Source organism: Terrabacter sp. GCM10028922 (assembly GCF_042666095.1).
Taxonomy (GTDB): Bacteria; Actinomycetota; Actinomycetes; order Actinomycetales; family Dermatophilaceae; genus Terrabacter.
This window is the reverse complement of the sequence record NZ_JBHTFG010000036.1, coordinates 273,817-288,550: the sequence shown is the minus strand read 5'-3', so window position 1 is coordinate 288,550 and position 14,734 is coordinate 273,817. Positions and strand designations below refer to the sequence as shown.

Genomic DNA, 14,734 nt, shown 5'->3' with positions numbered 1-14,734 from the left:
CCAACTGTCCGAGCCCGGATGCGGTCAGCGTCGGGGTTCGTCGATCTTGATCGCGAGCACCGGGACAGGTGCTTCGAGGAGGAGTCCCTGGCTCACGCTGCCGAGCAGCGCCTTGCCCACGGGGGACCGACGTCTCACGCCGATGACGAGGCGTGTGGCGCCGTACTCCTCGATGTCGGCCAGGACCGCGTCGACCGGGTCACGGTCGGACTTGCCGGTTCGCTTGGTGACCGTCACCTTGAGCGTCGGGGGGAGCGACGAGGTGTCCAGGGGATTCAGGCCGAGGTTGACGACGACGAGGTCGGTGCCGAGCAGCTCGGCCTCGTCTGCTGCGGCGGCGAGGGCGACGGCGCCCTCCTTGCTATCGGGTACGGCGACCAGGATGGTCATGGGTCGAGCCTCCTAGGGAGTAGACGGGATTGCTGACTCGTGTCGAGTCGGGTTCGTCAGCGGAAGTCGCCACCGGCGAACGCCTCCTCCAGCTGTTCCAGTGAGCGTCCGCTCGTGTTCGGCAGCATCTTCCACAGGAAGACGACCGAGATGACGCCGACCACGAAGAAGAGGGAGAAGATCCCCTGCAGTCCCGTCAGGCCGACGATGATGGGGAAGGCGAACGTGAGCGCGGCGTTCATCAGCCACATGCACAGGATGCTGAGGCCCATCGCGAACCCGCGCAGCTGGAGCGGGAACAGCTCCGAGAGGCAGACCCAGACCGGCACGTTGAGGGCCAGCTGCATGAAGAACACGAAGGTCACGCAGAGGATCAGGATCACGTACGCCCGCATGATGCCCTGCGGCATCACGGTGGCGGCGATGACGATGAGGCCGTGCACCGACGTCGTGGCGACGAAGCCTCGGACGATGAGCTGCCGACGGGGCATCCTGTCGATCACGAAGAACAGGCAGATCGCCGAGCCGGCCACGGCGAGCACGCCGTTGGCGATGTTGGCGATCAGCGCCGCACTGGCGGAGAAGCCTGCCTCAGTCAGCAGCTGGGTGCCGTAGTACATGACCGAGTTGATGCCGGTGAGCTGCTGGGCCATGGCCAAGCCGCAGCCGACGATCACGATCCGACGGATCCACGGGACGCTCAGATCGGCCCAGCCGCCGGTCTGCGACTCGGACTCCTCCTCCGCGAGATGCTCGACCTCGGCGATCTCGGCCCTGGCCCGGTCCTCGTTGCGCACCTGCAGCAGAACCTGGAGGGCGTCGTCGTGGCGGCCCTTGGAGATGAGCCAGCGAGGCGACTCAGGCATGCGCAACATGCCGACGAACAGACACACCGCCGGGACCGCGGCGACGGCCAGCATGTAGCGCCACACGCCGTCGTGGTGTCCCCAGACGTTGGCGATGACGGCGTTGATGATGAAGGCGAGCATCTGCCCGACCACGATGGCCAGCTCGTTGCGACCGCTCAGCGTGCCGCGGCGCTCTGTCGGCGCGAGCTCGGCCAGGTAGACCGGGACCGTGACCGAGGCGGCCCCGACGGCGAAGCCCAGGATGATGCGGGAGGGCAGCATCACCGCCAGGTTGGGGGCGATCACGCCACCCACCGTGCCGACGAAGAAGATGACCGCGACGATGGTCAGGGTCTTCTTCCGACCGAGGGTGTCGTTCATCCGGCCGCCGACGATGGCGCCGACAGCGGCGCCCACGAGCAGGGTCGCTGTCACCAGGCCCTCGGTGACCGTGGTGAGACCGAGGTCGTGCTTCATGGGCTCGAGAGCCCCGTTGATCACCCCGGTGTCGTAGCCGAACAGCAGGCCGCCGAACGTCGCGACGACGGCGATGAGATCAAGCCTGCGCTGGTGCGGACCTGGCCGCAGTGGGGGTAGTGCGATTCCGCTGGAGCTGGTGATTGGTGCCCCGTGTGACATACCGAGCCTCCTTGCGTCGGTGGAATCGGCCGCCGAGAGGAGCTCTCGGCGGCATGGACCCCGTGCCGCAGTCGTACTCGTCGGAGCAGGTACGAAGGTGTGGCCCGGGGTTAACCGGCGAGACTAGGATGTACTTACGTACTAATGTCCTGACATGAGACGAAGGTCACGCCACTGCGCACGCCGTCGCGGCGTCGACGATGCAGGGCCTTGACGCCGAGACGGGGCCGAGATGGGGAGGTGGGGAGGCGGACCTGGCGTCGATAGGGGAGGGGCTCGGACGCCAGGTCCGCCGGTCTAGGGGAGGCGCGAGGACGCGATCGCGTTGGCGACGAGGACGGTCGTGCTCGTGTAGTCGTGCCGGCCGGCATTCATCACCCGGTAGTTCGCCTCGTTCAGGTGGCCGACGTCCGGAATGACGATGCCCCAGGCTTCGTCGCCGCGGCGGATCTCCTGCATCAGCGCGTCGAAAGCGCCCGGCAGGCTGTGGCGTCGGTCGATGAAGACCGTGCCGAGTGCGAATCCTTCGTCGTGTGCGAATGCCTCGAGACGTGTCTGGGCGCTGGCGAGGCGCTCGCTCCCGAGCACGGCCTCACGGATGTAGCCGAGCAACAATGGCCGGATGCGGTCAGTCATCACGCTGCCCCACGAGCAGCCACGCCGCGCTGTCGGGCGGCAGCTTCTCGCCGACCTCGGCGTCGCTGGCGTGCAGGACATGACCGTTCACGGGCATGAGCACCGGCTCGGACGAGCAGTTGACCACGCAGGCGAAGCCGTCGCCCCGCGTGAAGGCCAGCACCCCGGGCTCGGTGGGCAGCCACCGGAACTCGCCGGTGGACAGGTCGGGCACGCGGTGGCGCAGTGCGATCGCCTCGCGGTAGAGGTGCAGCATGGACTCGCCGGACTCGACCTGGCGGTCGACGGCGTGGTAGCCGAACCAGTCAGGCTGCGGGAGCCACGTGGCCGCTGTGCCCACCGTGCCCGTCGTGCCCGTCGTGCCCGTGGTCGTGCGCTCCGGGGAGAAGCCCCAGGCGTCGCGCGCCGAGTCCCAGGGCAGCGGCACCCGGCAGCCGTCGCGGCCCCGGCGGGCACCGCCCGTGCGGTGGAACATCGGATCGGTCAGGACGTGCTCCGGCAGGTCGGTGACCTCAGGCAGGCCCAGCTCCTCGCCCTGGTAGATGAACGCCGAGCCGGGCAGTGCCAGCATGAGCAGCGCGGCCGCACGAGCCCGCGTGATGCCGAGCTCGATGTCACCCATCGGTCCGCCCGGGGCACCGCCGGCGTACCGGGTCACCGCTCGGGGCATGTCGTGGTTGTTGAGCACCCACGCCACGGGTGATCCGGTCGCGGCGACCGTCGTGCGGCCGCGGTCGATCACACCGCGCAGCTCCTCGACCGCCCAGGGCGCCCGCAGGAACTCGAAGAAGAAGCTCTGGTGCAGCTCGTCCGGGCGCTGGTAGGCCGCGAGCTCCGCGGTGTCGAGCACGCCCACCTCCCCGATGAGGACTCTCTCGCGGCCGGTCGATGCCGTGTACTCCTCGGCGAGCGCCCGCCAGCTGCGCCAGACGTCGTGGACCTCCGGCTGGTTCCAGGCATGCGGGTTGGTCGGGTCGCCGGTGATCTCGTCGTCGATGGCGAAGTCGTGGTCCGGCAGGCCCTCGCCCTTGTGCAGACCGTGGGCCACGTCGATGCGCAGCCCGTCGACCCCACGCTCGAACCAGAACCGCAGCACCTGCTCGAAGTACGCCGGGACGTCCGGGTGGCGCCAGTTGAAGTCGGCCTGCTCCGGGGCGAAGGTGTGCAGGTACCACTGTCCGGGGGTGCCGTCGGGCTCCGTGATCCGCTGCCAGGCGGGGCCGCCGAAGATCGAGCGCCAGTTGTTGGGCGGCAGCTCTCCGTACGGGCCCCGGCCGTCGGCGAAGTGGAAGCGCCGACGTTCCGCGCTTCCCCGTCCGGCGGCCACGGCCGCGGCGAACCAGGCGTGCTCGATGGAGCAGTGGTTGGGCACGACGTCGATGAGCACCTTGAGGTCGAGACGGTGCGCGTCGCGGACGAGGCGGTCGAACACCTCCAGCGTGCCGTACTGCGGATCCACGTCGACGTAGTCGGCCACGTCGTACCCGTGGTCGTGCTGCGGCGAGGGGTAGAACGGGTTGAGCCAGATCGCGTCGACGCCGAGCCTGCGCAGGTACGGCAGCCGGTGGTGGACGCCGCCGAGGTCGCCGATGCCGTCGCCGTCAGAGTCCTGGAAGCTGCGTACGTAGACCTGGTAGATGACGGCGTCACGCCACCAGCCGTGGTTGCTCGTGCCCTTGTCGACGCCGACCGTCGACGCCGGGCGCCGCATCTGGGCCCGCATCGGGGCCTGCGCCGCGGGCCGCAGGGCCGGGCTCACGTGCGCCTCGGGCTGGCGCAGGGCGGTGATGCTGGGTGACGTGTGCATGGTGGCCTCGGAATGTGAGCGTTAACCTTCCAGCGCAAGCGTCCCCCGGCCCCGAGGACCGCGGCATCCCGAGAACTACGGGGATCGGTACTGAGATCGTCCCCGGTACGTAGCCGCAACACGTGACGTTTCCGGACAAAGACCGTGCCTCACCCCGCGGTCACGACACGGGTCAGCGATCCTCGCCCTCGGCCAGTCGTGCGGCCACCTGGGCGCGTGACGTGACCCCGAGCTTGCCCAGGATGTTGCCCACGTGCGTCTCTGCGGTGCGGCTGGAGATGATGAGGCGGGCGGCGATCTCGCGGTTGCTCAGCCCCTGCGCGATGAGGCCGGCGATCTCACGTTCCCGTCTCGTCAGCCCGACGTCGGTCCCGGTCCCGTTGCCGGCCGCCGCGGCCGGCTGAGTGTGGTCCCGACCCTCACCGTCGCGCAGCGCCAGGGCCAGGGCCCGGTCCAGGGAGAAGGCCGCCCCCTCGGCGAACGCCTTCTCGAACCGGGCGTCACCGAGCGCCTGACGAACCGTGTCCTTGGACCGCTGGTCGTAGAGGCCGTAGGCCGTGGTCTCGTCGACCTTCGCCCCGCTGGCGCGCCAGACCGCCTGCGATGCGCCCAGCAGGACGGCGGCCCTGTCGTCGGGCGACTCGAGCGCGGCGCACCACGAGAGGGCCTGGACGCCGAAGCTGATGCCGGTGAGATCGTGCATCGGCTCGAACAGGCCGATGGAGTTGCGCAGCGCCCGACGGGCTTCCTCGACCCGACCCTGCCGCCAGCGCACGATCCCCACGCTCCAGAGCCCGTAGGCCTCCGAGGACAGGGCGCCGTGCCGCTCGGCCAGAGCCAGGGCCTGCTGGCTGAAGTCCTCGACCCGCGGGTCCTCCATGAAGAAGGCCGCCGCCGAGAGGAGGACCAAGGTGTCGAACTGGCCCAGCGGGTCGCCCACCGTGCGGAACCGGCGCAGACCGCTCTCCAGGTAGGCGCAGGCCCCGGCCAGGTCCCCTTGGTACATGGACGCGTGGCCGCGGCACTCGTCGATCCGCGCCCGCAGCAGCTCGTCGTCGAACCGCTCGGCGAGCTCAGAGCACTCGCCCAGCATCGTGCGCGTCCGGTCGAACTCGCCGGCGAACATGGAGAGGTAGCTCGCTGCCCACAGCCCGTACGCGCGGCGGCGGTCGGGCTCCGTGGCGCGGTCGAGAGCCCGGATGAGATAGCGGTGCCCCTCGCGCAGGAAGCCCGCGAACCAGAAGTTCCACAGGGGTGCGGCGATGTCGAGGGCCACGGCTGCCTCGCCCGGCGTCTCCAGGCACAGGTCGATGGCGGCTCGCAGGTTGCCGTGCTCGCGCCGGAGCTGCAGGAACCAGTCCGCCTGCCGCGGGCTGAAGCTCTCACGCCCGAACTGCTGGGCGAGAGCACGGTAGTGGTCCCGGTGGCGGCGGCGCATCTCCGGCACCTCACCGGCCTGGACGAGCTGCGCGGCACCGTACTGGCGGATCGTCTCGAGCATCTGGTACCGGGAAGAGGCATGGCTCGTCGCGTCCTGGCGCGTGATGATCGACTTGTTGACGAGACTCGCGATGAGACCCAGGATCTCGTGCCGCTCCAGGCCGCTGCCCGAGCACACGTCCTCAGCGGCGTCGAGGTCGAAACCTCCGACGAAGACCGAGAGGCGGCCCCAGAGCAGCTGCTCGGCGGGGGAGCACAGGTCGAAGCTCCAGCCGATCGCCGTGTCGAGAGCACGCTGGCGGGCCGGCGCGGCGTTCCTGCCGGAGGAGAGGAGCGCGAAGCGGTCCTCGAGCCGGTCGAGGATCTGGGCCGGCGAAAGGGTGCGGAGCCAGACTGCGGCCAGCTCGATGGCCAGGGGAACACCGTCGAGGCGCCTGCACAGCTCGAGGACGGCGGCACGGTTGACGTCCACCAGCCTGAAGTCCGGCGCCACCGCGCCGGCGCGGTCCAGGAACAGTGCCACGGACTCGTAGCGGCGCGGATCACCGGGCGCGGGCCCGGCCTCGTCGGGCGCGGAGAGAGGCGGCACCGGCAGGATCCGCTCGCCCTCGACCCCGAGGACGTGGCGGCTCGTCGCCAGCACGTGGAGGCCGGGAGCCGCTGCCAGAAGCTTGCTGGTGAGCACCGCGCAGGCATCGGTCAGGTGCTCGCAGTTGTCGAGCACCACGAGCAGCCGCTTGTCCTCGAGGTACTCGGCGAGGTCGGCGGCCGGGTTGGCGGACACCTGACGCAGGTCGAGAGTGCCTGCCACCGTGTTGGGGAGCAGCTGCGGGTCCTGGAGGGAGGCGAGCTCGACGAACCAGACACCGTCGGGGAAGGTGCGGCGCAGGTCTGCGGCCATCCGCACTGCCAGACGCGTCTTGCCGACTCCGCCCGCCCCCGTGAGCGTGAGCAGACGACTGGTGGAGAGCAGGCGGCGGGTCTCAGCCATCTCCCGGCGCCGACCGACGAAGCTCGTCATCTCGGCCGGGAGAGACCCTGGCGCCCTTACCGCTGTCTTCGCACGTGCCATGCCCGTCCGAACCCTTCACCCGCCGGTTGAGGCCCCAGCGGTCACCGTCCACCAGTGTAGGTCTGCCGCGGCGTCCGGTCGTTGCTTCCGGTGGTGTACCTCAGGTTACGGACCGAACTTCTGGGCCTCGCTGGACTGAGGCAGAATCGAGCCAGTCCGTCCCATCCAGCGAAAGACAGTGCATGCAGACTCCGACGGCCATGACGGCAAGCGACGCCCGGTCGGTCACAGAACAGAGCAGTCGCCTGAAAGTGCTGCTGCTGGAGAACATCCACGCTGTCGCGGCGGAGGCGTTTCGCCGCGACGGCTTCGAGGTCGAGGTCCGTCCGGGATCGTTGACCGAGGGCGAGCTGGTCGACGCCCTGCAGGGCGTGTCACTGCTGGGGATCCGGTCCAACACGAAGGTCACCCCTCGGGTGCTGGAGTCGGCGACGGACCTCCTGGCGGTGGGCTGCTTCTGCATCGGGACCAACCAGGTCGACCTGGCCGGTGCGGCCGCACGCGGCGTGGCCGTCTTCAACGCCCCGTTCTCCAACACCCGCAGTGTCGTCGAGCTGGTTCTCGGTGAGATCCTCGCCCTGGCGCGACGCCTCCCCGAGAAGACCCAGCGCATGCACGACGGCATCTGGGACAAGTCGGCGAAGGGCAGCCACGAGGTCCGCGCTCGCACCCTGGGCATCGTCGGCTACGGCAACATCGGAACCCAGCTGTCCAACGTGGCCGAGTCGATCGGCATGCACGTGGTGTTCTTCGACACCGCGGACCGGCTGGCGCACGGCAACGCCCGTCGCGTCGGGTCGTTGGACGAGCTGCTCGCCGAGGCGGACGTCGTCAGCCTCCACGTCGACGGGCGGCCCGGCAACGCAGGGCTGTTCGGGGCGGAGCAGTTCGCACTGATGAAGCAGGGTGCGGTCTTCATCAATGCCTCCCGTGGCATGGTCGTCGACGACGAGGCGCTGCGCGACCACATCCTCTCGGGGCACCTGTCGGGTGCGGCGATCGACGTCTTCCCGACCGAGCCGAAGGCCCAGGGCGACGCGTTCGAGTCCCCGCTGCGCGGGCTGGACAACGTGATTCTCACGCCGCACGTGGGAGGGTCGACCCAGGAGGCGCAGGAGGAGATCGGGTCCTTCGTCGCCACGAAGCTGCGGGGCTTCGTCGGCGCCGGGGCAACTGCACTCTCGGTCAACCTGCCGGAGGTCCTGCCGCCCCCCGCGGAAGGGGCATTCCGGATGGGGTACCTCCACCGGAACGTCCCGGGCGTGCTGGCCTCGATCAACCGGACCCTGGCCGACACCGGGGCCAACATCATCGACCAGATGCTCTCCACCCGCGGGGAGTACGGCTACGTCGTCACCGACTCGAGCGTGGCCCCGCCGGAGGCCACTCTGTCGGCCCTGCGCGAGTCTCCGGAGGCCATCTGGCTCCGGACCTGGCCGGCCTGATCACGAAGCTGACCCCCCTGCGGCCGGCACGTGCTCGTGCCGGCCGCAGGCGTGTGGTCGCAGAGCTGATCGAACCGGTCAGCCCTGGGGCAGGGGCGCCGCGAACCTGCTGACGGTCAGCTTGTCGACCAGCGGTGCGTACCTCGACCGAAGGGGCTCACCCGGGAAGGTCTGCGACGCGTACGACTGCCCGTCGAAGTTCGCCAGCTCCTCCGACGAGAAACGGATCGTGTTCTCGCCCGCTGCCAGCTTCATGGGGATGGTCAGCATCCAGAAGTTGTTCTGGTGGAACGTGTGCGGGAAGAGCGTCGGCGTGGACGGTCCGCCGTTGACGGAGATGTCCGCGCGCCGGGCCAGCGGGTCGGGGTTGTAGTGCGTCGCCGGCGACTGCTCCGGGTTGGAGTAGCGCACCCGCACCGCATACGTGCCGGCGGTGGGCACCTGCACCCGGAACGTCAGAGCGTTGTCGTTGCCCGGGGCTCCGCCGATGCCGTCGATGGCCTGCCCGCCACTGGCCAGGGCCAGCGCCGCGAGTGCGGCAGACCCCGTCCGCTGCGCGGCCTCGGCCTCGTAGGCGCGCGGGGCGAGGCGGCCGGTGCCGCCGCCCACGACGAGACGGTCGAGCACCGACGACCTGCTGAGGCCGGTCACGGTGATCTTGTTGACCCCGCCGGAGAGGGAGGCCGCCACCTTGCGCGTGGCCGCCGTGGCGACGAGGACCTTTTCGCCGTTGACCGACACCGCGGCGTCGCCGGCACCGACCATACCCACGTCGAGGGTTGCCTCGCCGTCGTCTCGCGCGTACACCCAGAAGGTTGCCGAGTCGCCCTTGGCCAGTCGCACGGCCCCCGCTCCCGAGATGGTGCCCGGCGTACCGGGCAGGCCGGCGTAGATCGCCTGTGCCCCAGCCAGACTCGCGGTCTCCGCCTCGTAGATCGCGGTGCTCGCGTCCGGGTTCGACAACGCGAGGTGGATGCGGTCGACGATGGCGTCTCCCTTGGTCACCTTGCTGCCGTCGAGGCTCCTGGCCGCGAGCGCGATGACATGTCGACCCGCGCTGAGCGCCACCGTGGTGTCGGTGTGGTCCCACACCACCCACTTGTAGCCCAGGGGCAGGAACAGCTCCTGCTCGGCGGCGCCGTCCACGCGCAGGAAGACGTTGGTCGGCCCCTGCTCCTGTACCCGCGAGAACGTGTTGAGGGAGTTGGCGAAGACGCTGAGGTCGTAGCGGCCGTCCTTGGGCACGTCGACAGTGAAGGAGAGCACGCCGTCCGAGCCGGTGCGAAGGCCACCGACGTCGTACATCCCCGACGTGTAGAACTTCGACACGTCGTTGGGCGACCCCTCCGGCCCGTTGCGGCTGTAGCCGGAGCCGGTGTAGGTCGCCTTCTCCGCCTCGTAGTCCTGCTGCCAGAGGAAGGGCCTCACCGACGTCGGGTTGCGGACGCCGCTCGGGCTGAGCACGATCTCGTAGGCCGACGACTCCTTCAGCTTCGGCAGGACGCCGCCGTCGAAGTCGAAGGCGACGGTGCCGTTCTGCACGGTGGTGTCGAGCTCGGCCACGGCCTGGGGCTGCGCGGAGTCGCCGATCTGACCGGTCCACGGGATCTCCCGGACCCAGGCGTGCACCGACGAGCCGAACGTGCTTGGCACGTGGTCGAACTGGATGTACCCGGGGCCGTCGGCACCCCCGAAGATCGCGCGTGACTGCGTCTTGGTGTCGTCGATGGTGGCCAGTCCCTTGAGCGTGTAGTTCTGGCCCGGCATCGGAGGCGTCACGGCGACGGTGTCACCGGTCATGCCCGCGTACGCGTTGTAGAGCCACCACTGGCCGTTGCCCCGGTTGGCCTGAACCGCCGAGTCGGAGAGGTTGCCGTCGATGTTCCAGTACGCGATGTCGGCGTCGACCTTCGACTCCTCGATGGCCGACATCCACTGCACCATCTGGCCCGGCACGGACGTGTGGTAGTTGAACGCGTACTCGTTGATGTTGATCGGCAGCTGCCTGCCCTCGTAGGGCGTTCCGGCGAAGACCTCCTTCTCCCAGCCGCGGTACTTCACCACGCTGGTGCGCACCTGCTCGGGGTGGCTCAGCTCGTGCCACGTCATGACGTCCGGCACGGTGCCGGCCTGCACGGCGTGCTGCAGGAAACCCTTCACCTGGCCGTACAGGACGCTCGTGTTGGGGCCGGCGATCCGGGCGCTCGGCATCTTGCCCTTGATGAGCGCGTACGCACGGTCCCACGCACCGAAGTAGTCCTTCGGGTCGTTGAGCCAGCTGACCCGGTTGTAGCTCCAGTCGCCGGTGCCGAACATGTTGCCCTCGGGCTCGTTGAACGGCACGAAGACGACGTGCTTCTGGTACGTCGGGTCGAGCGTGAGGACCTGGTCGACCTGCTTGGCCATCTTGTCCATGTAGATGGAGAGCTTCTCCTGCGGGGTGCTGCCCTCCCACTGGTAAGGGAACCCGCGGTGGATGTCGGTCATGTAGATGTAGACGTCGCCGCCGGTGCTGTCGGCGAGCGGCTTGACCACCTCGAGGGCGTCCGCGCCGGGGTGCTGGGGCCCGTCCTGCGCCTTGGTCGACACGGTGCGCAGGCCCATTCCCTCGATGAGGTTGCGGGTGGGCACCCCCTCGCCGTAGAGGCCGTACAGGGTTCCGGACGCGCCGCCGTGGAAGGCGCCGGTGCGCGTGCCGAGGTCGATGTGCATCTCCCCGGCACGGATGACGGTGACGCTGGCCGTCACGGGGAACGGGCCCGCCATGCCGGCCACCGTGAACGTGCCGGGGCTCGCGTACCGGTCCGCGGGCACGGCGTCCCACGTGATCGGCACGTTGCGGTCGTAGCCGTCGGTGAACTCACCCCGGGCGCCGGCCGGCAGGGCGGGCGCGGTGCCGACGAACGTCCTGACGTCGAAGCTGGTCGTCGACACGTCCGTCAGGCTCGCAGCCCCGGCGCCCACGAGCTCGGCCACCTGCGCGCCCGAGAGTGCGCTGCGGAAGATCTGGAAGTCATCGACTGCTCCTGCGAAGTACGGGTCAGGGTAGAACGACCTGCCGATGTAGCCGCCGGTGGTGGCGGTCGCGTCGACGAGCTGGCCGCCGCTCACGGAGGTCGGGGCAGAAGCCACGGCGGCGCCGTCGAGGTAGGCCGTGATGCGGTCAGCCTGGTCGTCGAGCACGACCGTGACGGTCTTCCACGAGTCCTTCGGCAGGGCGGCGAGGCCGGTGACCTGGGCCTCCGCAGCCCCGCCCCCGTTCGTGGTCACGGCTGCTCGGAGCTTGCCGTCGCTGTTCGACGGCGTCGCGAAGAGGTAGCGGGTCGTGTTGGTGCCAAGGGTGTAGATCCACTGCCAGGGCGCGCTCGTGCCGTCCCAGCGGACGCGCGCAGAGATGGTGAGGTCGGTGGATCCGATGACGGGCGCAGCCGGAACGCGCACGTATGCGGCAGCCGAGCTCGACGCTCCGCCAGGCAGTTTCAGCGCCTGGCCGTCGACGCCGGCGACCAGGGACGCGGTGGAGGCGTTGACGAGCGTGGCGTCGGCGCCGTTGCCGGAGGAGTCGGTGATGCGACCGGTGCCGAGGTCGTCGCCGAAGGTGTAGTGCACGGCGGGTGCGGGCACCGCGGCCGAGGCCGGTAGGCCGGTCGCGACGACGCTGGACGTCGCCAGCAACCCGGCGACCAGAACCGTGGGGATGAGCCCCCGTGGACGTGGATGAGGCATGGGCGTCATTGCTCCTTGTCGTCGAACCGGTTCGAATGGCGATCAAGGTAGCCAGTGGCACGAACAGGCACAAGAGGCATCTCGCGGCGCCGACCCGGCGTCGACCCGGCGTCGACACGGCGTCGAGGCGGCGAGGCGGGGCCATCAACGAGCGTTCGACAAGCTCCGGAGGAGCCGACGAATGCGGACATTTCGCGCTGATCGGCGCGTTCGACCTGGCGCTGGGCGGAATTCATGAGATGGAGCCTTGTCACCGGGCCAGTTCGGCCGCTACATTCCATCGAACCGGTTCGACGTGTTCGACCAAGGAAAGGGGCATGAGATGGGTCCGACCATCGGCGACGTGGCCAAGGCCGCAGGTGTGTCGCGCAGCACCGTCTCGTACGCCCTCTCCGGGAAGCGGACCATCTCCGCCGAGACGCGCGACCGCATCCAGGAGGCGATCCGCTCCCTGGGCTTCACGGCGAACGCCGGCGCCAGAGCCTTGGCCACCCACCGCACGATGGTGCTCGGGCTGCTCCTGCAGTTCGAGCCCGACGAGTTCGCGCCGGCCATGCTGCAGTACCTGCTGCCCATCACCGACACCGCCCGAGCCAACGGCTACGACATCCTCATGGTGACCGACGCCGACGGACCTGCGGCGCTTCGGCGCATCACGGAGTCGGACATGGTCGACGGCGTCGTGCTGCTCGACGTGCTCCACGACGACCCGCGGCTCCCGGTCCTCCGGGAGGCGCGCCAGCCCGGAGCGATGGTCGGCCTGCCGGCCAACACCGAGGGCATGGACGTCTACGACCTCGACTTCGGCGAGGCGGCACGGATGATCGTCGACCACCTCTGCCAGCTCGGGCACCGCGAGATCGCCCTGGTCAGCCCGCCGGCTCACGTCTTCGAGCGCGGCGGGGCGTACGCGTGGCGCTTTCGCGACGCCGCGGTCGAACGGGCGGCGCGCCACGGCGTCCGGCTGTTCCCCCACTTCGGGGCGGCGGACCAGGCGGAGATCGGCCGCTCGGTCAACGCGGTTCTCGACGCACGCCCGGGGGCAACCGCCCTGGTTGTGCACAACGACACCACCGTGGCCATGCTCCCAGCGATCCTGAACGCGCGTGGCACCTCGGTTCCTGACGACCTCTCCGTCGTCAGCCTGTTCTCGAGCGACTTCGCCCGAAACTTCTCGCTGCCGTACACCTTCGTCGAGTCGGCGCCGGACGTCCTCGGACGGTCGGCCGTCGAGGCGCTGGTCCACCGGATCGAGCACCCCGACACGGTGGACGATCCCGTCACCCGTTTCATCGCACCGGAGCTCGTCGACCGGGGCACCACTCGCTGAGTGGGCTCCGCTCCGGGACCGGTGCCCCCACCGGCTCCCCACCTGCCCCGTTCTCGAACCGGTTCGATTCCGTCAGCATCCCGGGTCCTTCACGGAGAAGACCCCGCGTCACGTCATCAAGGAGGATTCACGTGATCACCCAGAACAACCGCACCGCGACGGCAGCCGTCGCAGGCCTCCTCGCCGTCGGTGCCCTCGCCGCCTGCTCGAACGGCGGCTCGGCAGCGTCCCCAGGTGGCACGGCCGCCGGTGACGGCGCAGCCGGCGGCACCTACACATGGTGGGACCCGTACCCGCAGTACGACGCGTCGTCCGACTGGGCGAAGGTGATCGACAAATGCGGCCAGGCGGCCGGCGTGACGATGAAGCGCACGGCATACGACACGTCCGACCTCACCGGCAAGGCGCTGCTCGCCGGCCAGCAGGGCAGCTCCCCGGACCTGCTGCTCGTCGACAACCCCGTGGTCTCCACCCTCGCCGAGGCGGGCGTGCTCACCACGACGAAGGACAGCGGCCTCAGCGTCGACGGCTTCGCGGCGAACATCCTCGCCGCAGGCCAGAGCGGTGGCGAGACGTTCGGTGTGCCGATCGGCGCGAACACGCTCGCGCTGTACTACAACCCCAAGGTGCTGACGAAGGCCGGGATCGACGCGGCGTCGGTCAAGGACTGGGCCTCGCTCACCGCCGCCCTCGAGAAGGCCAAGGCCGCAGGGTTCAAGGGCATCACCTTCTCCGCGGTGGGGACCGAGGAGGGCACCTTCCAGTTCCTGCCGTGGTTCTGGGGAAGCGGCGGGCAGCTGACCGACATCGGCAGCCCGAACGCCGTCGCCGCGCTCGACCTCTGGGCGGGCTGGGTCAAGCAGGGACTGGCCCCCAACTCCGTCATCAACAACACCCAGACCACCAGCTGGCAGGAGTTCCAGGCCGGGAAGATCGCCTTCGCCGAGAACGGCACGTGGCAGAAGGCCGACGCCAAGAAGAACGGGTTCGAGGTGATGCCGCTGCCCGGCAAGGACGGCGGCACGGCTCCCGCGCCGACGGGCGGCGAGTTCCTCAGCCTCCCCGTGCAGAAGGACACGGCCCGCTACGCGGTCTCGGCCAAGATCGCCGCGTGCATGACCGACACCGCCAACATCGTCGGCACCGACAACACGCTCAACTATGTCGCGCCGACGGAGGCCGCCCAGAAGGAGCAGCTCGGCGCTGACGGCTCCCTCAAGCCGTGGGTGGACGCGGTCGGGGCGGCCAAGGGTCGCACGAGCGACGACCTGGGCACCAAGTACCCGAAGATCTCCGAGCAGCTCTGGACCGCGGTGCAGAGCGCCCTCACCGGGAAGTCGTCGGCACAGGAGGCGCTCCAGCAGGCGCAGACGGCCGCCAAGGAAGCCACGCAGTAGCCCG

General features: G+C 69.6%; 9 protein-coding genes. 3 read left to right on the top strand and 6 right to left on the bottom strand.

Features of this window, described 5'->3' with window-relative positions:
- Window positions 1-24: 24 nt before the first annotated feature.
- From ACFQU3_RS23935 to ACFQU3_RS23915, 5 genes are all read right to left on the bottom strand, one after another.
- Window positions 25-390, bottom strand: coding sequence for a universal stress protein (locus ACFQU3_RS23935; RefSeq protein ID WP_385914537.1), 366 nt, complete (start codon window positions 388-390; stop codon window positions 25-27).
- Between the two features lie 56 nt (window positions 391-446).
- Window positions 447-1,877: a sugar porter family MFS transporter gene (locus tag ACFQU3_RS23930; RefSeq protein WP_385914534.1), complete on the bottom strand. Its 1,431-nt coding sequence runs from the start codon at window positions 1,875-1,877 to the stop codon at window positions 447-449.
- Window positions 1,878-2,174: 297 nt separating this feature from the next.
- A complete protein-coding gene (locus ACFQU3_RS23925) occupies window positions 2,175-2,513 on the bottom strand; it encodes a hypothetical protein (RefSeq protein WP_385914532.1) in 339 nt (112 codons plus the stop codon).
- Window positions 2,506-4,320 (bottom strand): alpha-amylase family glycosyl hydrolase, encoded by a 1,815-nt coding sequence (locus ACFQU3_RS23920; protein WP_385914529.1) that lies wholly within the window; start codon window positions 4,318-4,320, stop codon window positions 2,506-2,508. Before ACFQU3_RS23920 ends, ACFQU3_RS23925 begins: the two co-directional genes overlap by 8 nt.
- 172 nt (window positions 4,321-4,492) lie before the next feature.
- Window positions 4,493-6,751 (bottom strand): ATP-binding protein, encoded by a 2,259-nt coding sequence (locus ACFQU3_RS23915; protein WP_385914526.1) that lies wholly within the window; start codon window positions 6,749-6,751, stop codon window positions 4,493-4,495.
- A gap of 281 nt (window positions 6,752-7,032) precedes the next feature.
- Between ACFQU3_RS23915 and serA the strand changes: the two genes are divergently transcribed.
- Window positions 7,033-8,277 (top strand): phosphoglycerate dehydrogenase, encoded by a 1,245-nt coding sequence (gene serA / locus ACFQU3_RS23910; protein WP_385914523.1) that lies wholly within the window; start codon window positions 7,033-7,035, stop codon window positions 8,275-8,277.
- A 78-nt stretch (window positions 8,278-8,355) separates the two neighbouring features.
- On the opposite strand, the gene ACFQU3_RS23905 is transcribed toward serA, so the two are convergent.
- Window positions 8,356-12,003: a LamG-like jellyroll fold domain-containing protein gene (locus tag ACFQU3_RS23905; RefSeq protein ID WP_385914520.1), complete on the bottom strand. Its 3,648-nt coding sequence runs from the start codon at window positions 12,001-12,003 to the stop codon at window positions 8,356-8,358.
- Window positions 12,004-12,325: 322 nt separating this feature from the next.
- Here ACFQU3_RS23905 and ACFQU3_RS23900 point away from each other — a divergent pair, with 322 nt between their 5' ends.
- A complete protein-coding gene (locus tag ACFQU3_RS23900) occupies window positions 12,326-13,333 on the top strand; it encodes a LacI family DNA-binding transcriptional regulator (protein ID WP_385914517.1) in 1,008 nt (335 codons plus the stop codon).
- Between the two features lie 131 nt (window positions 13,334-13,464).
- On the top strand, window positions 13,465-14,730 hold the full coding sequence (locus tag ACFQU3_RS23895; RefSeq protein WP_385914514.1) for an extracellular solute-binding protein: 1,266 nt from the start codon (window positions 13,465-13,467) through the stop codon (window positions 14,728-14,730).
- Window positions 14,731-14,734: the final 4 nt, after the last annotated feature.